Source organism: Endozoicomonas sp. ALC013, from assembly GCF_049310205.1.
GTDB lineage: Bacteria > Pseudomonadota > Gammaproteobacteria > Pseudomonadales > Endozoicomonadaceae > Endozoicomonas.
Genome location: NZ_JBLYNS010000076.1, coordinates 1 through 25,370, shown reverse-complemented (window position 1 = coordinate 25,370; position 25,370 = coordinate 1). Strand labels below are relative to the sequence as shown.

Below are 25,370 nucleotides of genomic sequence, written 5' to 3'. Positions count from 1 at the left end.
TTAGGCTTACAGTCTCTTAAATTGGGGCAGGTTATTGAAAGTACTATTTTTAGCCTGCTCCTTAAGATAGCTCTCAGCCGTTAGCAGAACAGAAGTATAGGATTTATCAGGGCTGTGCCCCGGCAATATAGATGATAAATATTCATGGAGTGCCGCAAGATTAAGCCACCTCCTTTGAGCCGGGCCTATACTTTTCTCTAAACTCAGTAGGCACCGAAAATCATAGCTTCCAACTTCTCTACCCAAAAAAGAGCAGACTTTTTCAATCAACGACTTAAGAAAGTTTACTCTCCCATGTACTTCCCCTTTGAAAAAAACAGCATTTATTCTTTCACTAATCATTAAATATCCAATTGTTTGAAGCTCCTTTCTGATTCTAAGCACCTTTTCCATGACACTTTTATTTTCAGAGGGTTCAGAAACACTTGCTGTTGCAATCAAGGCAGGAAACTCGCCTGCTATTATATTGCATCTATTTTCTCCCACAACCCCACTACCGTTTTTGCCGGTATTCCTTGCAATAAAAAGCCTTGCCCTGGTAACAATAGCCACCGGTTCATTATCAACTTCCTCGCCAGCTGCGGATAATATTTGCAAAAGATAATCAAGCGTAAAAGCGATAATCAGGACTCTTTTATGTGTATCATGCAAGCTGGGGAGACCAAAAATATTATTGCGCTGCAGGTAGCTATCAAGCTCATTTGGACGGTTGGAAATCCCGCAGATATTTTCTATGGCCTCTTTGAGAACCTTTAACCTGTTGCTGGCTTTCGTTTTGCTTGATACGTCCATTGTCCATATACCCTGCAACACCATGGAAAGCATCTCGATTGCAACCTTGAATTCATACTTTTCAATTTCATTTCTGATTAAGTTAGCCTGCTCTGCCAAATCCATTGCAGCAGTATCCAAAACAGGCATAGAAACACTCATCAATCGTTGTTTCTTTGTGGGAGGGCCAGAAAAACCCGTTTCCAGTGCTGCTTGCTTTCTTTTCAGAACAGATGAAGTTTGAACTTTACTACTTCGAGCAGCCTCTTTTGCCACTATTGAATAATAATTTTGACCGAGTGTTGATGCATGAGGTGGGCTATCGTCTTGAGAAAACAGGAGTTCATCAGTGAGCTTTTCATCACATTGTAATTCAAGGTCCATTGATTTGCAGGAATTCGATATAGCCAAAGGTGAATCACAGGATATTTTCTCACCTGAATCCCGCACTGAGAAAGCTTTTGTTACATCAGCGATAGCAGCAGAGACTTCTTCACAGGACTCCCCTGAAGCCGATGATAATAACGACTCTTCCTTGCGATGCGATGTATTTGAGCCAGAATCATGGCATGCTCTTTCATTGTCAGCAGAAGCCAAAAGTAATGGCTTCGGAAAGGTCATGACAATCCTGTTAAAACGTCCTGGCTCCATCAAAGACTCCATGACTTCAGTCTTGACGTTGCAACATCCAGCACCTCTATCAATATCAATGGGCTCTCCCTCAGACGCAGGTTCTGCTGGCAGAGACTCTGGTTCTCTGTAGAACCTCTCACCAAAGTGAAAGGGAAAATCAGATCTCACGGTCTTTTGCAATAATTTCAACCGGGCATCAAGCCGTTCAATAACATAGCCGACATCCCTGCGAACCCACAAGCTTCCAACATCGGAACAGGGATCAAGATGATTATTTAAAAACTGGCACCAGCGCCACAGTAGTTTATTCCTATTCATAGTCGTTGTGACGGGCCTTATCTGCTTTAACCAAGCTGTCAACTCCCTGCTTTGATTTCGCCACTTTAAAACAGCCGCTTCAGACCATGTATTTAAATCTGCCTCCATGGTGATGAATTTTTTGTATCGCTTTAACATTTTCAAATCATTGGCATTAATTTCTATATCTGAATACATTGAATCCTTTAACCATCGATTTACCACATTTTTTCTCATCCGATCAAAATCAGCCCTGAAAATCCTGACAAACAAAGGTATGAAATTTCTGATCATATCTTTCCATAAGGCAAAAGACTTATTGGTTTTACAAAAGGCGGCCACATTAAAAACCTTATTAGTTTCCGTTTCATAAAACCTGTACCTCAGGTAATAGTCTTCCAATGTTAACTTTCTGGCATGACTGACAATGGTTTTTTTTTGCTGATTAGAAAGAAGAGCCTGACTACCCTGATAAAACTTCAGAAGAACTGCAGGTAATAATGTTAACGGCAGACTACCCACTTTGATATTTACCGGAAGCACCTTTGCTTCCTTACTGAATTTACCTGCACCTTCCTTATTGAATGCCTGATAATCAATCAGAGAAATTTCCGAATCAGAATCTCTCACCAACTGGATAAAAAACGGGTCAAGCCCATTGCGTTCTTTTTCAAAGGACAGCAACACCTTAAATGCTGTTATTGAGCAGCTGTTATAGTCTTTCTGAAGATATCCAGACGCTGGGGTGGTCAAAAAGTACAGGCTATTGTCTCGAATATTTTGTACAGAATCTGATATCGCGGCAATGATAAAATTTCTTATCTCCTTAGCTACACAGCTTTTCGGCTGTATTGTTTCATGCAAATAAACAACAATTTTATTACCTGTCTGGATAAATCTGACGGCAATCATGTGTGCAGCAGAATCATTAATAACAAGCATACTGAAAACAGCCTGTCCTCTGCCATTTTCAAGATGTTCAGAAGTGTATTTTTTTAACGCATTTAACGCGCCTTTATCACTGATACGACCACAATTAAAGACCGCAGGGCAGATTCCATGTTTTCTTTTAAGCACAGAGAGTTCTTCAATCGCTCTGACCGGAAGATGGTATTGCCCATTACTTATCGCTATATCTTTAAAATCAAGTGTCTCCTGGAGCAGAGGGTTCATCTGAACCGTTAGATCTTTATTTTGATAGGTAGCCACTATTTCCCAGTATGGTAAACCCTCATCAGAGAATTTATACTCCAATATCACACCTTCACCGGAGGATAATGTGATGAATTGCCCCTCACTGTAATGAAGTTTCGTCTTGTCATGATTTGCTAAATCTGGATGATAAACCCCAAGATAGCTGCCCTTCTTCAGTATCTGGCTGGTTGAGCATCGTACCTCGTTTACATTGGCATGAGCAGAGAGGGCATCAAGCACAGTGACTACTGAAGAAGCATCCAGACACTCTGACTCTCCACTACCTTCCGTTGTTGGTAAATCAACGTTATCAGCCATCATTGGTTCAAGGTAACATTTAAATGCAGCATTATCATTTTGATCCAGAAGCAAGGTCATTACTCGATCAATAGACCCAAATTGCTGTTCAGGATCATTTGTATACGTTATTCGACCTACACTGTGCCGTTGCTCTAACTTTAATAAAGGCAAAGGGGGCAACAGTGGATCCCGAATTTTATTGGGGAGTTGCAAAACAACATGCGACAAACCATCAATCACATAGCGTGATTTGGATCTTTTAATATCACGGATTAATAAGGTGTCATTCGCCAGAACCGACTTTTCCAACACCGTCATTGGCTTAATAGATGAATCAACAGGCAAAACACTAAGGCTCCCGAAATTTTATAGGTAAGAACATATTTTAGATAAACTATTTTTCCATTAGTTCACTTTGAAATTAATGATACCGCATTCCTGATAGCTATTTTGGACATTTGATCAAGATAGAATGAGGAGCCATACCATTTGGGAATTAGAAATTTCGCTTGTTATAATAGCAGGACTATTTTGAGTCATCGGGTATTACGGAGCATTCCAATGAAAATCCTGCTGCTCAAAATGGCTGCGCAGTTTACCTGGGAGGTGGAATGGTGATGACTGGCAGCTCCCGCACTGCTGGCTACCAGTGGCGATACCATGGCAACCAGAATCCCTGTCAGGTGAGAACCATAACCGTACTGTCTCAGTATACCTGACTAAGACTTACCGGAAAAAAAGGCCGCCATTACCTGTCGAGCTTCTTCGGAGACCATTCGCTCAGCAAAGACGATCGCTTCATCATCAATGCGTTGTTGAACATCGCTGCGACGGTTCCGGGTAATCAGCTGTTTGGTCAGCAACAGTGCTTCACGGGGCTTTGCTGCCAGCTCTTTAGCTTTTGCCAGGGCAAAATCAAAGACTTCTTCATTGGCTATTACCGCATTGGCAATGCCATATTCATGGGCGCGCCGGGCATCAAAGAAATCACCCAGCATCAGCAGCTCTGAAGCCCGCTGTCGTCCCATAATATCCGGCAACAGCAAACTGGAGGCGGCTTCCGGCACCACGGCGAGATTCACAAAAGGCAAACGCAGCCGGGTGTTTTCCCCCACATAAACCAAATCACAATGGAGCAATAACGTCACGCCGATACCCACGGCAATACCGCTGGCTGCTGCCACAATCGGCTTTTTCTGTACCGCGAGCTGGCGTAGCATTTTTATGGCTGCCGGTTCTTCAGAGGTGTCCCGGGTCAGAAAGTCCTTGAGGTCATTACCAGCAGTAAACATATCGGGCTGGGCAGCAAAGAGAATCACTTTAACACTGTCATCCTGATCAGCACCGATCAGTGCGTCAAGAATGGCTGCGTACATCGCTGTGGTCAGCGCATTCTTTTTCTCAGTGCGGTTGAAGCGTATCGTCAGGATACCCTCCTGCTGTTCGATCAGTATATGCTTCTGCGGATCTGACATGGCTCATACTCCCTAACACTTTATTGTCATTATTCTGTCGTTCATATTCTATTACAGCTGTTTGCCAATTGGCAGTAGAGAACCTAGGAGGCTGTCCGAGAATAGACTGCCCTACTGCGGTGGCAGAAAATTGGTCTAAAAATTCCGTTTTGTTCGGCAAATAGCCCCGCTATTCACCTCACAAAACGAAATTTTTATCCTCAATTTTCTGCCATCCTCGCTACGGGCGCTATTCTCGGACAGCCTCCTAGCCATCTGTTGTGTGGTTAGCGAGGAATGATTATGACCGTGGTGGCTGGTTGCTCGAATTGGCTATTTTGTTGAACTTATCAGTATCTGTCCGGTCATATTAAGGCATTACCATGAATGCGGATATGCCTACACACTAATTTACACAATGAATTCAAGGAGCACCTGCGATGATTCCACAATCCACCCAAATCCCCGCAAGCCTAATTCCACCTGAGTTCAGCACCGCAAGCGACGTTCAAACTTCCCCCCCCCCTCGTCCCCCCGGAACTAAAACAGCTTCAGGACTCCTTTGCCGACCGGTTAAGCGCGGCAAAAAGTGAGTTATCCAAGAACCCTGAGGCGCAACAGGCACTCACCGAAGCACTGGTGGACCGTTTTGGCATTTTTCGCGACAATGAAAGCGACAGGGAGAATAAAGAGAATTTCCTGTCCATTGCCCTGGCCCAGTGCAATCTTGCCGACCAGGGAAGCATTGAAATACTCCAACAAGTCGTAAGTCTGCAAAATCAAATTTCCGCCTTCGTAAAAAAAGGGGGTGACCCAGAATGCATACAAAACGAAGAACACCTTCTGGAAAATCTGCTAAAAGATCTGGGGGCAAACTCAAGGAAAGACAACAACGAGTGTTCCGGTTCCTTTAGTATGGGCGTTGAACGGCAGGGTTTTGTAGAACAGCATGTCGAAGAATGGTTTCCGGAAGACCTGAGACAGTCCGTTAAAGATGCACTGATCCTCCTGAAGAACCAGATGACATCGGGTACCGATATAGGCCCACTCCCGAAATTCATCACGGATCGAAAGTTTGGAAAGGCACAGGACCTGGCCTATTTTGCCATTTATCTCAAATCCCCTAACCATTTCGTTTTTACCAAGCCAGGGGGTGAATTTCTGCTTAATTCCGGCAAACTGGAACGGCATTTTGTCAAGAATGATCAGCTGCCCACTGTATTAGCAGGCAAAATCCCGGAAGATAAGATGGAAAAGGTAATACAGGCATTATCCCGCCGGGTATCAGAAATGAGCACAGAGGCACTGGTGCTGGCTGCAATCATCACGGACTCCTCACAGGAAAACCTGAAGTCATACCTGAAAGCTGCCCAGATTTTGTCGCTGAAAACACAGGCACAGAAAGACGATCCCAAACTTTCAGATGACACTGCCGTGGCATTGGGACTAGAGCGCAGTGATGCCATGGTTCGAGGGCACTATAAAAGTGGCGCAGCCGCCCAGAGTGCTGCTGATACGCTGCTTAAAAGCTTGACGCCACTGCCTGAAGATATGGCTAAAATGGCCTGAGCTTGCCGGTGCTCCCCTTGCTATCTTAAAGGGGCAGCGCTTCCCTGAGAGACTTGCTGAGAATAGCGACCTGCTGAATTTCCATGCTACCGGTAAAGCCTCACCCCTTGTTTTTCATTCGCTATTTCCAGATGCAACTATGGTTTCTGGAACTTTTTGCTAACTTTGAGATCCTAGTTTATTTGAACACCACATAAACAGAAAGCGTATTATTACAAGGCTGTCAGCAAATGAATATTTCAGGGAGCCCATCTCCCCCTATTGATCAAAACCCGAAAGAAACTCGGGAACATCAATCCCTGCTGATGGAACGATTCGGCGATTCATCAGGTCAACTCTGGTGCAAACACCTTGTTAAAGAGGCTTCAGGGACTTGTGTAGAAGGCGGCTTATCCGTCGGCACCACACCTTATCCTTCTGCCAATACAGCCCCCCCTATGTCATGGTCTCGTGTGCAAGCCTGCCCAGGTGCCACCCATGACCTGCCACAAGGCAATCTTGGTGATGCATTAAAAGCGTTGCTGCAAAGAGTTGCCGAATCCACGGACAAACAGCAGCCATTGCCGGTCAGTGACTATAAAACATTTATCAAATACTTCGGGGAGTTTCCGCCCGGGGTCAGTCCGGATCAGCTTGATAGTGAAGATTACTTTTTAAAAATCAAAAATGATCCTTGTTTTTTTAGTGAAGTACCCCTGGAAAAGTTAACACCAGAAATGTGTATACAGGCATTTGTAAAAGCGCCTTATGCGAATATACAGTACATACCCGACAGTATGAAAACCAACGAACTGTGTCGAGCTTTGGTCATTGATGAGCTTAATGCCATTGATCATGTACCTGGTGAGATAATCAAACAATGGCTGAACGATGGTTTTTTTGACTTCCTCCTTGAAAACTATAAAGGAGTCATTAAATACATTCCCGAAGCAGCAAGAACTGATGCACACTTTGAAATTGCCTGCAAAAAATCCCACGTTGCGCTGAATTATTACCCGGAGAACAAGCCCGTCAGTGACCGATTATTAACCATTGCCATCGAACACACCGGGGCCCTGGAATTTTACCCGGACCATAAAAAAACAGCAGAACTTTGTCAGGTAGCCTGTCGACGTAATGGATTAGCATTAGAGTATGTTCCTGAACAACTGAAGACCGCTGAATTATGCCAACTGGCTGTTGATAATAATGCCAGAGCACTCGAATTCATTCCGGAAGCCGTCAAAACATTCGATATGTGTCTGGCCGCGGCTAAAGGTGGAAAATTATCCGGGACGCTTCCCAAATTTCTAACGGAAACACAACGAACGGAAATATACCGTACTGCCTGTACCAGTGGATACTTTGTCTTGAATGATATTCCAGAACAATATATTACTGATCATTTCCTCAAATCAGTCATTACCAGCCAAGAGTACAGGGACAACCCTCTTAAATTCGCTGCAACTGACAACCTTTCAAAGTGGGTAGGTGCTGATAAGGCGTCTGAGCTGTATGCCCTGGCCGTTAGTCTGTCTTCCGAAGCACTGCGATATGTACCCAGCGACTTTAAAAAAGGGGCAATCCTTGATGCGGCGTTAAAAAATAACCTGTCGGCATTCCAACATGTTTCCCTGGAACACCTGAGTTTCAATGAGCTTTGTCTCATGGCAGCCGTTACCAAAGAGATCGTTAAACCTTTATGTTCGAAGGAGGAAAGACTGTTATTCAGATTGATCAAGCTTAATCAATTACCCTATGTACCAACGGATGTTCAGTTGAAGTTTTTAACCTGTCCCGATATTTCATTGAAAGACAAAATAAGCTTCATTGAATCATTAGATGCCCCGACTTATACCTTTCCAGACAAGGCCTTGGCGGCACCACTGATCTGCCAGCAATCTCCTTTACCGATCTCATGTACCAATCTATTTTTGATACCCCTGATTTCTGCCGCTCACCAGGTTACCGGATTTGCACTGCCCAATGCCGCTGATGGGGAGCGCATCAACCGGTATATTGCCGAAAATATGCCGTCATCGTTCGGGCTGAAGGATGTCCCCGAAGCACTTGGCCAGGCAAACAACCCAGCAATCCGGATAGTCGGTGGGCGGACGATGCAATGTCTGCAAGCCGGTGGCCAGGCTATCTATTTTAAATTCCAGAGAGCCGGGGAACCCCTTGAGACACTGGCCAGGGAGGGCCTTCTTTATCAAGTCATCGCCAATACTCCCGAGCTGGCAGGTCAATTTAATAGCGTGCTACCAAAGTATCGCGACTTTATGCGGCTCCCCCTGGGCAAAGACCTGGAGTACCTGATTAACCAGTTTGATGACCCGGTGGAGATCACCGCAAGCCATGGCCAGCGATACATCAATGTCTTTTGCTACACAGCACCCGTCGCCTATGCCCGGTATGCCCATTCGCCAGACACAGCAGAGGACTGCTCCTGGCAGCGCCCGGAGCAGGGCATCCTCAAGGCCTGTCACGATGCAGGTTACATGACCAGCATGGGATTGGTGCCGACCAGTATGTTGCAGTGCCTGCACAACACTGAGGCCGGCCGTGGCTGGGTCGCCTTGCATTCGGCCATGAATCTGATCTCTGACAACGTACACGCAGGCAAATTAACAGCATGGAACACTCAGGCCACCGAAAAGATTGATTTTGGTCACTGTGGCATGCGTGACCTGGGTGATTATGAAACCTTTGGCCATATACACAGCTGTTTACGACAGAAAGACACGCTTGAAACCTGTTATATGCCCAAGGTCTCACAACGCATTGCACTGGCTAACAGTATTTGCGAAATCATTGTGTCGGCGGTACTGGTAAGGTCACGCTTACATCAGGGCTTTGCCGGTTATCACTACAAAAACCCTCAGGCACTTAACGAAACAGCCGCATTTGTTGAATTGGCCTGCAACCAGTTTCTGCTGGGGCTTATGCCCACAGCAGCCACGCCGATCAGCCTGCGGTTTCTCCTCGGACGGGACGATAACGAGTATCAGACCTGGCTTGTCCGGGTCGCGCAGGAAATTCTCTACTGGACCGCATTGCAGCCGGATGCACCCGGGTTTGCCCAACTCCCTCTGGGTGAGTATGACCCCACTGACTGCTATATGAACCACATAAACGATCAGCAGCACCTCAGTAAAGCGCTCTACCCTTATGACGCTTATGCCTGCACACGTCACGCGAATTTTTATGATATTTATGGCCAGTTAATCTTTGGAGCCGATTTCTCAACATTTCCACTGATATCGTTAATGAATGGGCTGACCAAAATGTGTACTGATATACTGAAACAGCTGAATCATTCAGGCAGGCGATAAAATGTTAAACATTCATGACTTCCTCACTTTTGCAGGTGTTACCACCTGCAGCACTGCATTTTTTGTACGGAAGTTTTTAGAGCGATCATGTTGAATACCGTTAAGCCACATGACCTCCCCATTAACGATATCTGCCAGGTGAGTATTCAGGACAATTTTCTCCAGCCCCCTGTAACCGGTGTTGAGTTCCAGAAAATCCTCCTCTGTCGATTCGATCAGGTTGACCAGCTGCCTGAGGTTTCTGACTTTTTCCGAGCCAACACTGTCAACCCTTCTCAGAAAGATATTGTGATAACCCCGGTTGGCCTCATGGGGCAAAACTTTCAGGATGACAACCACTTCATCTTCATTGGCAAACCGGAAATTATTGAGCAATACCGGCGTCAGGCCTGCGTAGGAAATCAGGTCATGGCCAGCCCCCATCAGCAGCTCCCTGGTCACTTTGGTAAACACCAGTCCCTGATAGATAAAGTATGAAGGAGCAGACTGACCATCAAAGCCGAGCAACAAATCATTATTGACCGGCTTAGAGAGCGTAACCGTCAGATCCAGCACCTGTTTGTCACGAATGACCCGAACGCCAAGTTCCTCTCCAACCTGCCGTGAGTGCACCACATAATCCATGGAAACCCGCTCACTGCCCCGGAACACGATGGTTTTATCGTGGCCAACGGCATACCCGTCCAGCTCCAGGATAACATCATCCGGCTGCAGCACACCGTCAGCCGCAGAACCCGGTATGACATGGCGAACCAGAACGCCCTTGTTTTCTTTCACCCCATAGACGGTTTTAAAAAAGCCATTTTCAAGCTCTTCCGTTTCAATACCAAGGCTGGGAATCCCACTGTAATGCCCATCAGCAATATCCTGTAAAAAGTGTTTTATGATATTTACCGGCACAATATGGGCGATATTGCTGGCTTCAAAAGGACTGTAACCCTGCATTAACACACCAATAATCTCGCCATTAACCACGGCAGGGCCACCACTGTTGCCCGGGTTGCTGGCGGCATCAATTTGCCCGGCCAGAAATGAGAAGCCGGAATTACTGTAAGGTTGATATTCCAGACGGGACAGCACTCCCTTGGTTGCACTGATCGTATCGCCACCAATGGGATAGCCAAGCAGCATCAAATCCGTTTGCAGAGGAGGAAGCTTACCCAGGGGGATAGGGGTGGTACCGCTGAAAAACAGCGCACTCTCATGGTCATGGAAGGGCACCAGCAAGGCCAGGTCCAACTCGTGGGAAACCCACAGGGGCCTGAGTTTGTAACGGTCCGTCTGACCATTTTTCCTGCCTTCAATATAGGTATGGGCACTGACTACATGGCTGTTGGTCAGCACAACCCTCTGGTCACTGTCTGGCAGCTGGATAATGGCACCGGAACCATACTTCTGCCTTGGGCCAACGTTGCTCCATGGATTCTGGTGGTCATATTGGTTGAATGAGGTATAGATTTTGATGATCGAATCCCTGACGCCCTGATCTTCTGAATATACCGGCAAAGACTGCGTCATTAACGGACCGGCCGCATTGCCATATATCGAAACGGCAAGCAACAGGAAACAAAGGGCTTTAACAATGCAATTCAGCCTCACAACCAAACACCTCAAGGGCTAAAGAAAGAACATTTCAAATTAGCACAAAAAAAATATCCTGCTTGTCCGGGGCCAGGGCCTGTTGACGCGGGGAAGGCTTTATAGATATTTACCTGTCGGACATCTGATATAATCAGGTGCATTGAGTGACGTTCATTTTCAGCATCAGGCAACGCTCCATGATTGTTCTTTCTCCCGACTCTTTGAACGAGATATATGCCCGTCATCCTGACTGGTATCCAGCCATTGCCAACCCGCAGTCTGCCCCGGTGTTTATTGATGGACTGGCAGATATCATGGCGCAATTTGACCTGATCCTGCTGGACTCCTACGGTGTCCTCTGCCGGGGCAGCACGCCTATTGCTGGTGCCGCTGAGGCCATTCAGCAGCTAAGGGCAAACAATATCCCATTCTGCGTTGTTTCCAACGACACCCTGACCAACCGATCCGTTGCCGCAGAAAAGTATCAATCCCGGGGGTTTGATTTCACCGCAGATGAAGTACTGACCAGTCTTGATATCACTGAACAGTACCTGCAAGGGCTCACGAACCGTAACCGTATTGGCGTCATTGCACCATTGGAACACCCTTCCAACCACCTGCTGGAAGGCATGGTCCGGCTGAATGGCTGTAATGGCGAGATTCCGGAAAATATTGATACCCTGCTGTTTCTGACCGGTGCAGGCTGGACGGCAAAAATGCAGGAAAACATGGTCACTACGGCCAATGGGCGTCAGTTTGAACTGCTGGTCGGCAACCCGGACATCGGCGCACCCCATGGTGATCATGTCACCGCAACACCGGGTTACTTTATCGCTGACCTGGTGGAGCAAACCATTCAAAAGGCTAAACCTGTGCTGTTCGGCAAGCCCGATCCTGCCATTTTTTCAATGGCTATCAAGCAACATCAGATTACCGATCCATCCAGAGTCCTGATGGTCGGGGATACCCTTTATACCGATATTCTGGGAGGCAATGCCATGGGATTCAAAACATTGCTGCTGCAGTGCGGGGTATACCAGAATGAGGATATTATGGAAGTGATTGCCAGCACGGGAATAAGTCCTCACTATGTAGCACCCAGACTATAGTGCAGCCAAGATCTGTTATGCATACACAAACATCTCGTTCACACGGTCCCGAGATTGCCGCAAAAGACAGATCAAAAGCTGCTTTGCAGACTTCCCCCGGACTCCCCACTTTGTATGGCATGGTTTTCCCCCACCGGTCAGCCCCTGGTCTCGGCGATGGCCTCTTCATAGGTTGGGGGGGCCTCCCGGATTATCTGCTGGTAGGCAGGTAACCCGGTTGCCTGCTGATAGGTAGGCAACCGGTTTGCCTGCGTAGGTAACTCCGTTGCCTGCTGGCAGGAGGCCTGCTGAGCTTCCGACGATTGGCCAGGATGCCCCGGGCTGGCTGGTGGCACCATGGCATCCTCGTGGGCATCAATCGGAACAGGCTGGTGTTGATGCCTGAAATTATGCAGCTGTCTTATGGCCATTTGTATAAGCTGACGGGTTGAGGCTTCAGGGTTGGTAGACCGCAACGCCTTAACGCTTCGATAAACGGAAATACAGTAAAAAGTAGCTGCGGATGCGCAGCATATACCAAGCACCACAAATAAGGGAGACGCGTGCAAGTATCTATCGTACGCTGGTAACGATGTGTCCCCAGTGCTGCTTTCAGGTGTCAGCACAGTGGGTGGTGAGGTTTCAGTTGCCTGCGGGGTGTACTTATCCCCACACCTCCAGTAGTATTCATCCGACAAATCGCCGCAATCGTCAACTGAGTCACACATCTTATTAGAGGGGACACATTTCATACGGCTTGGGCAAAGAAAGTCATCCTTCACTTCACATTGGCTTAACTTGATACAATCAACTTCATCATATGGGGGATTACAATCTTCGATGCCGTCACACCTCTTACCACGATGACAAGCCTCAGTAGAATCGCACCACACTTTTCCATCTTCACATTTCTTCTGAGGATAACCCGAGACCAGTGTCGGCAATGCCAACAGAACCACCAGGCTCTCTTTTAATCCCGGACAGACGAGACCAATCTCCGGTGACTCCATTACTTGCTGAAAAGCAAAACCCGCCACACTGCGCATCAGGCTGTTGCCGACCTGCATGGCACCTTTAGCAAGCTGGCAGACCCGGTAATCGGACAGGGTAGATATCAGGGTCTTGTTGCCCGGATATACCAATGGACTGGCAGGTACCTTCGAGATGGTTCTGCCATCAGCGGTTCTACTCTTGCGACTGCGACTGCGACTGCAACAAACAGTACCACGGGCAATGGTCTGTGGTGTAGACGGGGATAATGGAAGCTGGCAGGAAATCGGTAGCATGGGTGTAAGGACCTGCTTGGGGAGGAATACTCAGTGCTTATCAATGACCATCAGATCACAGTTAAGTTCACATCATTATGGATGCAATGGATAGATCCCGGGAGGTATTGATACCCTGCTGTTCCTGACCGGTGCAGGCTGGATGGCAAAAATGCAGGAAAATAGGGTCAGTACGGCCAATGGGTGTCAGTTTGAACTGCTTGTCGGCAACGCGGATCAGCGCACCTCATGGTGATCATGTCACCGCAACTCCAGGTTACTTCTACATTTCTACAGACGACACTACCCGCTGCCCGAAAAGCCAGAACCACTTGTGCTTTTGCGGGCAGCGGTTAGTGAGTGATTATTCACCATCCATGCCCAATTGTTCCTCTTTGTTCAAATCCAATGAATCTTCATTATTCAAACCCATTTGAATGGTATCCAATCTTTTTAACGCTTGACTAAGTGCTGCATGCTTGCTTTTCAAATCAGCAGACTCGGTTTCAAGTTCAGCAGACTGACGCTCAAGATTATCCATCTCATTCTGAATACCCTCCAGATCACCGCCTTTGTTTGTGGCTTTATCAAGCTTCCCCTGGCACTTTTTAATGGATTTTTGAACAGAGGCATACTGCTTATCCTTAGCGGTATATTGCACCTTCATATCGGCACACTGCCTTTTGGGATCTGAATATTGGTTAACCAGCTTAATATCCATATCGAATTGAATTTTATAATAACTGTTTAACGCTTTATTAAAATCCATATACTCCTGTTTTCGTTCATCAGATTGCCTGACAATGTCAGCAGACTCTCTTTTCAGGTCATTCATTTTATTCTGAACATCATCGAGAGGTTTGCTTTTACTTTTGCCTTTATTTTTACTTTCAGCTTTATCAAGCTTTTTCTGGCATTCCTGAATCGATTTCTGAACAGAGGCATGTTGCTTATCCAGGTCATTACACTGCTTCAGCAGATAGGCACATTGCATCTCCGGGTCTTCATAGCTGGTGACCAGCCTGATCTGATCATGTACCGGCTTCATCAATTCTTTGAGCGCTTTGGCCCTGGTTAACACTTTTCTGTGCTTGAGTATATCAACACCATCGCTACCATTTTCCTCGTAAGCTTTCATCACTTTATCTAAATGCTCTCTGTTTTCCTTTAAATGCTTACAGCGCTGTTCATAATGCTCTGCCGCATCTTTAAGCTTGTTACCAACATTCTGCTCCCGGGCATTGAGCGTATCCAGCAAGCCCTTCATATTTGTTCTGAAGTCCGGGTGCCTTATCGTTGCATTGGAATAACGTCGAAATGTTTGTGAGAGATGTTTTGCCAGCCATTCAACCCTTAATTCTTTACGGAAACCGTACACAAATTGTGGATCTTTCAGGTATTTCAGCGTTTGCAGATACTCCCTGTCACTGAGATGCTCCATATCATCCAGCTTGTCCAGATGCTCCAGGTATTCTGAAGAATCCCGATCTTCCTGATAACCCGCTTTTTCCAGATGTTTTTCCAGATGCTCCCGTGCTGCAGAAGGCCCCATACCTATTGTTTCAACGGCTGCTTCAAGGGCAGACACATAGGCACTGTCGTTAATGTATGGATCAACCATTGGCTCACTGCCGTTATGTCCCAGAATACTCAGTTCCTCAAACAAAGTGGCCTTTAATGTCTGGATCTGCTTCTGTAAAGAATGGGTTTCCTCCATTGCCTCCTTTGCCCACTGAGCCCTATCCAGTTGTTCCACAAACAATTTTTTTGCGGCAGCATATTGGCTGGCGGTGGATAACGACAATTCAGACTCAAGGCTTTTCACCAGTTCATCAGTACCGTTGAAATCTCCTTCAACCTTTGCCATGACAGGATCCATTACAATATCTTTTACAGGTTCCGTTTCCGGTGTTTTTTGCTTTCGTCGTACCGGGTGAAGCGGTCTTTTCCGGTAAATAGCCCGGTCTACCATTTCCTGAATAATCTTACCCGCTCCCAGCTTTACCGACTCCACGCCTTCTTTTCGGGATTTTTGTTTCAGTTCCTGTTGCAGTCTCTTTTTTCCCCTTGAAATCCCCATGGCAGCCTTGCCACTCAACAGATAATGTTCAATTCCACGGTCATCATTATGGGTATTTTCAGCATACACCGCCTCAAGCCTGCCAAGCTCTTCTAAATGCTCACTTTCCCTTTTGCCTTTATTTTCATCAAGTTTTTCTACTGATTTAGCCTGGCGCTGACAGCCAGCAAGCAACGCATCATGATTTGGCAGCCTGGAGGTTTGCACACCGGGGTCAGAGTTCACCCGTTGATTGGAACTGCCTTTATCAATGCCCGTTTTTTGCCTTTGCCGCTTCTTTTTTTTAGATACCTTTTTCAGGGGGCTGGTACTTTCAGGTCGTGCCGGTAGTGGGTGCTCTTGTTGCAGATCTGGAGCATGCGCCCCGGTTTCGGCTATGGGACCAGGCTCTATCGCTTGAATGGCCCGACCACTCAACGAGCTTGCGTCATCCTCAATACCGCTATCGTACTCGCGCTCCCGATTGCTGGCTTTGGGAGAGAGAGGCAGGCTATCAGTACTTTCATCCTCACTGATACCCGAATCCTCAGCAACATCGGGGAGTTCTTCGCTGATCTTTCTGTCTTGATGTTTATCCACAGCAGGGAGGTATTTTTTCATACCCTCTTCAGCCTCACGTTGCTTTGCCCGTCTGCGCATTCTGGCAGAACTATAAGGACCTGACGCGCCAGTGCTGCTGTCTTGTTTTTTGATCTCTCTATTTTCAATCAGCGTGTCATTTTTTTCACTCAACTCATCTTGAGATACCTGACTCTTTTTAGCGACTTCACTAACCCTGGAAACCCGTGTCCCCCGGTATGTGGCGTTACTGTTTTCTTCCGTCGGCTTTACTGCACCACCTTCACTGCTTGAGGTATTACCCCCAACCGGTCTTTGGCCTTCAATCCCTGGTGGCATGTTTATATCCTGTGATTTTTGATCAACTTTTGATTCCTGTAATTCATCATCGACTGAAATCAACTGGAGTTCATGTCACTTGTTTAAAGTTGTAAAAACATCAGAGAAAGGTATTGCCTTCCATACCCTGCGGTTTACTGCCTTTCCCAAGCCTGCCCACATTGGTATGGCATGGTTTTCCCGTCGTTCAAACCAAAGTCTCGGCAATGGCCTCTGCATAAGTTGGGAGCCTCCGGGTTGCCTGCCGGTAGGTAGGTAACTCAGTTGCCTGCTGGCAGTTAGATAACTCAATTGCCTGCTGGTAGGTAGGTAGCTCAGCTCCCTGCTGGTAGGTAGATGACTCAATTGCCTGCTGATAGGTAGGCAGCTCAGTTGCCTGCTGATAGGTAGGCAGCTCAGTTGCCTGCTGGTAGGTAGGCAATTCAGTTGCCTGCTGGTTGGAGGTGGGCAAATGCATTGCCTGCGGGTGGACCGCCTGCTGTGCTTCCGGCCGTTGTGCAGGGCGCTCTGGGGCTGGTGGCGTAATATCATCCTGGCGTGTATCAATCGTAACAGGCTGGTGAGGAAATCGGTAATAAAACGGCTTTACTGAGGCCATTTGTAAAAGACGACAGGTTGAAGCTTCAGGATTGGTGGTCCGCAAAGCCTTAACGCTCAGATAAACAGCTCTACAGTATTTGCTCACTAACAAAGCACAGCACAGCCCTCCAAACATCGCGAAAAAAAAGGGCATTGGCCGCACGGGGTGCGGGGGTACAGAGTCACACAAAGCCACGGCTTCATCAGAAGCATCCGCGCAATCGTACAGTGAGTCACAGGTCAAATTGATAGGAATACACTGTATGGCATTGTTGCAAATAAAGTTATCCTGAATATTCTCATAGCATTGGCTCAGCCTTTCGGAGCAATGTGCCCCTTCGTCTGACTTATCAAAGCAATCGAATGTGCCGTCACACACCCGATTTTTCTGGATGCATTCATCGTTGCTGCACGGCACTTCTCTATCGAGACATCCCTGATTAGCCGTGACCAGCGCAGGTAATGCAGACAGCACCACCAGGCTCTCTTTTAACCCCGGGCAGACCAGACCAATCTCCGGTGAATCCATTATTTGCTGAAAGGCAAAACCTGCCAGATTGCGTATCAGGCTATTGCCGAGCTGAATGGCACCTTGAGTGAACTGGCAGATCCGGTAATCAGACAGGGTGCATCCCCGGGTCTTGTTACCCGGGTATACCACTGGGCTGGCCGGTACCGTCGAGACGCTTCTGCTCATGTAACTGCTACGGACAGCTTCTCGGGCAGCGGTATGCGTGTTGGACGAAGATGTTGGACGCTGGCGGGGGATCGGTTGCATGGGTGTGAGGGCCTGGACAGAGTGGATAGCTGACTGCTCTTCTGACTATCTGATAACGGTTAAGTTCAGATCGCTTTCACCATCAATATAACCCGGAGCCTCAGGGTGTCCGGTAGAGGCGCTTTAATGAGAACCAGCCACGGTTGAGGGAGGCGATATGCTCACTTCCGGGGTACAGCAGCTTGAACGTACTGAAAACATGCCCGAGACTTCTGGCCTGACAGACAATACCGAATAGCCATTCGGTGATTTCAATGGGGGTCAGGCTCGGGGTGACCCGTTCAGCAATGCTCAATACATCCACCTCAAAGTTTTCCGGATCCGGTAGCTGCTGGTATTGAATACCTGTTTTTCGGATGATGCTCTGCAACAGCAGATCGCGAGCCTGGTTCAGATGCGCAGCGCACGAGTTGCAAGCATTTTTTTGCCCATGCCCAACATCCTCAAACAATGGCTGCTCTGCTGCATTAATATGTTCCCATGCCAGGTGTTCCATCAAGACTTCGCTGCCGTGCTTTCTGCGGATTTTGTCCAGCTTTGGGCTGAGCCAGGCGATCTGCTCTTCATGGGTGTGAATCAATTGTTTTTTCCGGTTGAAAAACTGCTGTAACAGGCTGTGTACCGAACGATCCCATTGACTTGTCAGTCGATTCCTGACAAAACCGGGCAGGTCTGCCCTGCGCTCTTTATTGGCAACAGGGTCAGCGTCTTTCAGGAGCGGTGGTTGGGCCCTGTCCTGCTGAACCGGTGGTTGCTTCGTTGGGGCACCGGGGCTGCCCGGGGCTTGATCGGCTGCAGGTGCAGCGATGTTGCAGTCGGCATTGCAGGTATCATTATCCACGCCCTTATCCTGAAACAGCGCACTGCCATCCGCTGGCTGAAGGTGCCTTGCCGGGCACTGCGGTTGACTGCTGGCAGGTTCACGCCCCTGGCGCTCGGTCGGGGAATTTGTCCGTTGACGTGTTTGACGGTTATCTTGCTCTCCGTTGATGTATTGCTGAATATCCTCTGGTGTCAGGCGACGCAGGTAGCGTGTATCTTTTGCCTTGATTCGGACATATTCAATTTTTGACCGCAAATAATCCTGAAATGACGGGCTGAGATAACCGCCGTCCTCCGTTGCCGGGTTCTCGTCGGGGGAATCCACCAGCGTTTGCAGTTGCTGATCCATCTGCTCATAACATCGACAGGCATTGCAGTAGTCGCCGATTTCTGCAAACAGGTCACCGGCCCGAAGATTTAATGGAATGAATTTTCCCCGGCTGGCGGCTTGTTCATACCATGTCGCCGCCTTCTCCGGTGATGGATGGTTAATTAATTGCTGCTCATGGAGCCAGCCCATTAGAAAACAGGCGTAACCATGGAGACTATCCGGTAAGGGCGGTTCGCTGCCCACGGCCTGTTTCAGCAGTTGAAAAGCCTCCATCACTTTCTGGCGATGCCGGGGCATGTTGTAAATGCGGGTTTTGTCATTAGGTTTGGGGTAGGTCATGACGTTGAAAATATAAGCGAATGCCGTCACCAGGTCCTCAGGTTCCGGAAACGGTTTTGGAAACGGTGTCTCGCCCTTAACCCAGGTAGCAGAGGAAGCAGCCTGGCCCTCTTTTTCGTTTCTGACAAACACTGCCTGAGCGGTTTGAGTGGTCATTTCCACATCCTTAAACCATGCAACATCGGCTCTCTGGGTAACGATACTGGCGGCTTTACTGGCTGGGGTAGAGCTTTGCTGGTCGGCAAATGCATCGTCTGACACACCCAGGTTTATTGCTGTTAACTGATGAGTCGTGCGGGCGTAGTCATATGCAATAGCAATATGTAATGCCTTGTATAGCAGTCCGTGTTCATCGTCTGGCTCAGGAAGATAACCGGGTTTATCACGCAGGTGCCAAAGCAGAAATTCATATCTGGAAAACAGCAAAACCGGCGAATCACAGGCTGAGTAAGGGTAAAGATTATTGATTACTGTGGATTGACGGGCTATGTCAGCCAGCCGTTGCGCTATGGCAAAGGGAGATGCCAAAGGTTCGGTGTTGGGATACAGGCCACTGTCGATGAGTAGTTTGAACCATTGATCCGACAGCCGTTCCTGCTGACCAGAGCGAAACTGTTTTATTTTCTCTACATCACTGACCTGGCTGATTGCGCCGTTGTTTAGAGCGTACTGTATCAACCAGGATCTTAGCTGGTTCCGGGTTTGCCCGGCATCCAGTATGCTGGCAGCCAGCCACTGCCTGTAAGCCTTCTTGCGTTTACTGCTGGCCTTTTCCAGCAGTAATGATGAGGTATCAGCCGGTGCCTTTTCCAGGTGCTGCTCATGCATTTTCAGCAACCTTTCCGACTCAATCAGGTGGCATGCGCCCAGTGCCAGCAGTGCCCCGGGATTGAGGCTGGCGGGCGTATCCGTCGGGCCGACTTTAACAACCCTGCGCTCGTTTTCAATCAGGGTACCGCCCACCTTCTGCCTTGGATATAGTTGATGCACTTTCCTGCAGGTACAGATGTAGGGTGGTTTTATATCCTCTAACGGACAACAATCACCCCAGAACCACAGGTTAAACCTTCTTATTCCGGTTTTATCATCAAGTGCTGGAGAGAAGTTGCTGTTAACAGCAACGTCCAGCAGTGTTTTGGCCTGATCATTAAACGACCAGTGTTGGTTTGCCAGGCACATTGACCGAACGACATCATGATCAACGCTGACTTTCCTGCCCGCAAAAAAATGCGCTTCGGCAGTCGCGCTTACTGTATCGCCCCGGTCGATAAGCGCCCTGTCCACGAGTTGGTTATAACTCAGTCTCTGCACAGTTCGGTCCCGTACAAAACAGCCTGGAGTATAAAAAGCTGCTCATCTGAAAATAAGAAAGCTAACTGGATTAACAATCATGTAGACAGGATAAAGAAAAGATCGTTCTGTGAATGAAAAAAAACGCCTCCGCAATTGAAGATGTTGCCGTCGCAACAGAGTGGATGCATCACTGCAGTCGTATATTTCATTTGGTTACGAAGGGAACTATTGGCGGATTAAACAGACTAAACGTTGACAGCATAAGTTCTTTGTCTGTGCAGAGTGATTAAGTTATTCAGCCCCCATGAACAGCAATAAGTAGCTGGCCATATGGAATCATATATTTCTGGCTACTTGGGCAGGTGCTATGTGAGGCACAACGGAGGGAGCATAGCCGTAGCTATGTGACCGGAGTTGTAACGAAGCAGAGTGCCTGAACAAGGAGTCAGAAATATATGATTTCATATGGTTAGCTACTTATCTACGTCTCAACAAAAAGGTTTTTTTATGCTTGATCCAATAGGAGATAATAAAACTGTTTATACCATGCAATCGACTGACCCTCCCACTGGCCATGCTGCCATGGCAGGAATGGCAGAGGAAAGTGCGACATTTAATAAGTCATTAACAACCGTTAAACAGAATGTTGTTACTCTTGTTTTACAAGCCGCTGAGCAGAATAAATGTCAAGCAGACCAGATTGTCAGTCCACTGATTGATCATCTTATAAAACGTTTTCAACTGCCTGAACCGAACCGTCTGCAGGTCAGTACCACTGCAAGAAACCCCAATAAACCCGATGATTGGAAATGGGACCTATGGCAAGAGAAACATTATAAACCCTCCTGGTCGGGGAAAGACTGCTACTGCCCACTATCACAGGAGAATGTAAATAAAGTTATACTGGCACTTCACTCCCAAATAAGCTTCGATAACACATTTACAATCTGTCAAAATGTACCTTATGTATTGGAACAATTCAGTCTTGCCTCAGTTCGGGAGTGCAAGAATTTTCTGGAACTTTCACAGCTATTTAGCCAATCTTTAAAACCACTGACACCATTTATTCGCCAATGCATTGCGGCAGGTTTGTTCACAAAAAACTTTATTAATGAATTGTATGCGATGTGAACGTCCCGGTTTCAGGTCTCGAACCTTGAATAAACTGACGAATTATTTTATCGACCAACATGACGATAAAAAACCTGAGAAAAACATTCAGGCAGGGAGCAAACAGCTCTTTTAACTCTTGCTAAAAACATGGCCGTTGCCATACCCGCATATTCACTAAGATGAAACCGATTTGCTAATGCTATTGCTGACATATAAAGGACTTTTCCACCTCCTTCAAAATTTCCCAGAATCGATCCGTCGAATTTAGGCTCATGACCATCATTTAACGACGTGACGAATTCCGGCTGAGATAGAATTCTTGCAATAGCTTCATCCTGACTGATATTGTACCGGTTCATTGCTGTACTTATCAGCCAACCAAAAAGGCTGCTGGTATCTCCTTTATCCATCTGCATAACCCCTCTAGCCCCAGGGGTGTATGAGCTTGCAGCAACGATCCCTACGCCAAACAACCATTGGCTTACTTGCATTCCCATACGCTGTATCTGATATTTTTCCGGATACTTGGCAATCAGCTCAGGATTGACAAAAAAACTATCCTCATCTGGCAGGTTCTGCCACCCCTCATCTATTCGTTGCAGCATGAGTGAAAAGAAATAAGAATCTAACTCATCAATATCGGAGGATATCGTTTCGAGGCCTTCAACGACCCACTCTTCATAGGTGCCTCGAATATCAGCAATAACAGCATCAACAGCAGCCTTCATCGCCTCTTTGTATTTTTTACCATTATCTTCGCTTGGTATCATCGTAATTCGGAAGGGCCGGAGCTTACTCCCCACAAGATCGGCCAGATTATCATCAAAAACATGAAGATCTTTTTTAAATTCATCCAGTTTGTCTCGAAAAGCGGGTTTTATTCTTTGTCCATTTAGTCTGTCAAAGGTTCTATAGATGATTTTCTTTGAAAAAAGCTCTGTTTCTATATCACTTTGTACCTCGATCTCTTTCTCTTTAGCAATATGTGCTTCTGCATCTGTCTTTAATCTTATTGTCCGTCCGAAAGCCCCTCCAGTGTCCTTCCACTCACCATTCAAGCATGGTGAGCGATGCCTTAGACAACAACTTCCAGATTTCACACCGGTGTTAATCATTGTTAGAAGCCCTGTTTTGGTTTTCAGGAACCCATGATCAGAAACGCCAGGCTGATCAATAAGCTTCTGAGCAACCAAGATAGCACTTCCTGTAAAAATGAAAGGCTGGAGTAATACAATAAGTGCAAAAAGCCAACGTGCAGACATCACCACCAATTTATTCACTTACATTTATAATTCACGATACTATTTCAAGTTCCAGTTCCAGAAAATTGCAAGGCTGTTAATACAATGCAGAAAAAAATTCCTGCCAATTTGATCACCGGTTTCCTGGGCTCCGGTAAAACCACCGCCATTCTGCACTTACTCAGGCAGAAGCCCGAAAACGAAACCTGGGCTGTGCTGGTCAATGAGTTTGGCGAAGTCGGTATTGATGGTGCCCTGTTACAGGGCTCTTCGGCACGTAATGATGTATTCGTGCGAGAAGTGCCCGGTGGCTGTATGTGCTGCGTGGCCGGGCTCCCCATGCAGATTGGCCTTAATATGCTGATCGCCCGCAGCAAACCGGACCGGCTGCTGATTGAGCCCACCGGGTTGGGCCATCCCCAGGAAATTATTAACACACTGCAAGGAGAGTATTACCGTGAGATTCTGAGCCTGGAAGCCAGTATCTGCCTTGTGGATCCGCGCAACCTTGAAGATACCCGATACCTTGAGAATGACAATTTTCGGGATCAGATTCATCTGGCCGATGTTCTGGTAGCCAACAAAACTGACTTATCCTGCGAAACTGACCGTAGGCGTTTTGAGCAGTTTGCAGACCAGCTACCGTTGCCAAAACCTGAAACGGCCTGGGTAAAGCAGGGGGCACTTTCCGTAGAGTGGCTGGATCTTCCTCACCGTGATCGTGTGGCGGTTAACCCCAAAGCCCACCATGCACATCAGAAAAGTCCTGATCAGCTCCAGACCACGGAAGCCATGGTTCTCAAGCTACCTGAAGGCCAGCTTTTTCTCCGCAAGGAAAACACAGGCCAGCATCATTTCAGCTGTGGCTGGCTGTTTTCTGAAAGCACTTCGTTTTCATTTGACCGGCTGTTTTCACTGATTCATGCACAAACTGCCCAGCGTCTAAAAGCGGTGGCAAAAACAGACCAGGGGGTGAAAGGTTTTAATATGCAGGATGGCATTGTCAGTGTGATAGAGATTGAAGAAACGTCAGATAGCCGCCTGGAAATCATCAGCAGCGCACCTATGGACTGGGATGACTTTGAAACCAGACTACAGGAAACCATTATTTTCCAACCGGCAGCATAAGCCGGTTTTTTCAGTAAATTGTGCTGTTATTTCAGTAAGAACTTTCTCCTGAAAAGAGCCGTCATCTGAAAACTCCATCCATGCATCGGGGCTCCAACCGGGAAAAAAGAATATCCCGATAAAGCTGGTTACCCTCTACCACTTCTGCAAGAAAAGCTTTTCCTTCTCCTGCCTGCCAAAAAATTACTCTTTATCTTATGTCTAACATTTATTAGACCCAGAATTTGAACTTTCCTACCCGACATCTTGTCAATTTAAGTGATAAGTAGTTAACCAAATGAAACTAAATCAACAACATATTTTCATATTGATAATAAATTCTCAGGATAATTGTGATGAATTTCGATAAAATAAACCTCCGCCCTGATTCTGGCAATGGTTTCAGTGCACACTCTCAAGATACTGAAAGCGGGCAAGTCGATTTTGGCCCCTTTTGTGTAGATATATCCCCAACCCCGGCTGACACTCATTTGTCTCAAGTAGGTGGAGTTTCAACTGAAGCTGATCAGGATAATTACACCTTCAGATTTGAAAACGTTGATACTTTTTCATCTGATGAAGCCGTCAGCCACCTGAAGGCTACCCCTGCATTGATTGCAAACACTGGCAAAGTTGTTGAAAAAAATGGAAAATTCCCCGTTGAGTTTATTAATGAAATTACCGACTTATTGAAAAAAAACCATACTCTTACAGAATTTTCCGAATTGATAAAATATAAAAATTCACTGATGTTATTACTGAAACCCCAAGAGGCAAAGGACGAGGACAATATAAGCTGCAATGAATACGTAGATTTAAAAGATATTGTTATTAAGGGCGTCCCGATAACATCAGATTTAGATTTGAAGGAGCATTTACTGAAGCCAGACACTGAGCCAGAAGTAGAAACAGTTTACTCATTTTATAATGGTGATTCGGATACTTCTGACTGGCAAGATACGCGGATTGCCTTTGGAATTCTGAAAAGCGGTGATTCATTCCAGTTCCAATATTTTTTCAATGTCAGTAGACAGAGTTTCGATTTAGATAGCCCTGACCTCATTATTGCACCTGACTGGAAAATTTTGATTGATAATTTAGCAGATGATGATCTGAAAACATTTGTAACAAATATGAGTAAATCCAATTCCGCCTTGTTACACGATTGGCTTAACCCACTCCCAACAGTCAGCCTTACTGATACACGTGAAAAATTAAAAATTGTTTTAAATCCCGATTTATTGGATAAGTTTTGTCAACAAGTGATCAATAATTGAGTCACCTGCTCAAAACGGGCTGTTGCACACCCTATTCACAGGCCAGG

14 protein-coding genes are annotated in these 25,370 nt (G+C 46.8%); 6 read left to right on the top strand and 8 right to left on the bottom strand.

The features are described from left to right. Positions 1-6: 6 nt before the first annotated feature. Together ACO6V1_RS14460 and ACO6V1_RS14455 are read right to left on the bottom strand one after the other, a co-directional pair. Complete coding sequence (locus tag ACO6V1_RS14460) at positions 7-3,540, bottom strand: hypothetical protein (RefSeq protein WP_422467344.1); 3,534 nt, start codon at positions 3,538-3,540, stop codon at positions 7-9. A 374-nt stretch (positions 3,541-3,914) separates the two neighbouring features. Further along, the gene (locus ACO6V1_RS14455) at positions 3,915-4,670 is read right to left on the bottom strand and encodes an enoyl-CoA hydratase-related protein (protein ID WP_422450346.1); all 756 of its coding nucleotides are present in this window, start codon (positions 4,668-4,670) and stop codon (positions 3,915-3,917) included. Positions 4,671-5,288: 618 nt separating this feature from the next. Here ACO6V1_RS14455 and ACO6V1_RS14450 point away from each other — a divergent pair. Together ACO6V1_RS14450 and ACO6V1_RS14445 are read left to right on the top strand one after the other, a co-directional pair. Next, complete coding sequence (locus ACO6V1_RS14450) at positions 5,289-6,218, top strand: hypothetical protein (RefSeq protein ID WP_422467342.1); 930 nt, start codon at positions 5,289-5,291, stop codon at positions 6,216-6,218. Positions 6,219-6,448: 230 nt separating this feature from the next. Further along, positions 6,449-9,532, top strand: coding sequence for a DUF4116 domain-containing protein (locus ACO6V1_RS14445; RefSeq protein WP_422467340.1), 3,084 nt, complete (start codon positions 6,449-6,451; stop codon positions 9,530-9,532). Positions 9,533-9,544: 12 nt separating this feature from the next. On the opposite strand, the gene ACO6V1_RS14440 is transcribed toward ACO6V1_RS14445, so the two are convergent. Next, positions 9,545-11,050, bottom strand: coding sequence for a PDZ domain-containing protein (locus ACO6V1_RS14440; protein ID WP_422467338.1), 1,506 nt, complete (start codon positions 11,048-11,050; stop codon positions 9,545-9,547). A gap of 260 nt (positions 11,051-11,310) precedes the next feature. Between ACO6V1_RS14440 and ACO6V1_RS14435 the strand changes: the two genes are divergently transcribed. Then, the gene (locus ACO6V1_RS14435) at positions 11,311-12,222 is read left to right on the top strand and encodes an HAD-IIA family hydrolase (RefSeq protein ID WP_422467336.1); all 912 of its coding nucleotides are present in this window, start codon (positions 11,311-11,313) and stop codon (positions 12,220-12,222) included. A 137-nt stretch (positions 12,223-12,359) separates the two neighbouring features. On the opposite strand, the gene ACO6V1_RS14430 is transcribed toward ACO6V1_RS14435, so the two are convergent. The 4 genes from ACO6V1_RS14430 to ACO6V1_RS14415 form a co-directional block, all read right to left on the bottom strand. Next, a complete protein-coding gene (locus tag ACO6V1_RS14430; protein ID WP_422450341.1) occupies positions 12,360-13,487 on the bottom strand; it encodes a low-density lipoprotein receptor class A repeat-containing protein in 1,128 nt (375 codons plus the stop codon). A gap of 343 nt (positions 13,488-13,830) precedes the next feature. Beyond that, entirely contained in the window at positions 13,831-16,443 is a 2,613-nt protein-coding gene (locus tag ACO6V1_RS14425; RefSeq protein ID WP_422467334.1) for a hypothetical protein, read from the bottom strand. Between the two features lie 187 nt (positions 16,444-16,630). Then, a complete protein-coding gene (locus tag ACO6V1_RS14420; protein ID WP_422467332.1) occupies positions 16,631-17,719 on the bottom strand; it encodes an LDL receptor domain-containing protein in 1,089 nt (362 codons plus the stop codon). Positions 17,720-17,900: 181 nt separating this feature from the next. Next, on the bottom strand, positions 17,901-20,603 hold the full coding sequence (locus ACO6V1_RS14415; protein ID WP_422467330.1) for an SEL1-like repeat protein: 2,703 nt from the start codon (positions 20,601-20,603) through the stop codon (positions 17,901-17,903). Positions 20,604-21,092: 489 nt separating this feature from the next. Here ACO6V1_RS14415 and ACO6V1_RS14410 point away from each other — a divergent pair, with 489 nt between their 5' ends. Further along, a complete protein-coding gene (locus ACO6V1_RS14410; RefSeq protein ID WP_422467328.1) occupies positions 21,093-21,716 on the top strand; it encodes a hypothetical protein in 624 nt (207 codons plus the stop codon). 47 nt (positions 21,717-21,763) lie between these two features. Here the strand turns inward: ACO6V1_RS14410 and ACO6V1_RS14405 are convergent, their stop codons facing one another. Beyond that, positions 21,764-22,978: a hypothetical protein gene (locus ACO6V1_RS14405; RefSeq protein WP_422450336.1), complete on the bottom strand. Its 1,215-nt coding sequence runs from the start codon at positions 22,976-22,978 to the stop codon at positions 21,764-21,766. Positions 22,979-23,044: 66 nt separating this feature from the next. Between ACO6V1_RS14405 and ACO6V1_RS14400 the strand changes: the two genes are divergently transcribed. Together ACO6V1_RS14400 and ACO6V1_RS14395 are read left to right on the top strand one after the other, a co-directional pair. After that, positions 23,045-24,067 (top strand): CobW family GTP-binding protein, encoded by a 1,023-nt coding sequence (locus ACO6V1_RS14400; protein ID WP_422450335.1) that lies wholly within the window; start codon positions 23,045-23,047, stop codon positions 24,065-24,067. Between the two features lie 335 nt (positions 24,068-24,402). Further along, entirely contained in the window at positions 24,403-25,323 is a 921-nt protein-coding gene (locus ACO6V1_RS14395) for a hypothetical protein (RefSeq protein ID WP_422450334.1), read from the top strand. Positions 25,324-25,370 lie beyond the last annotated feature (47 nt).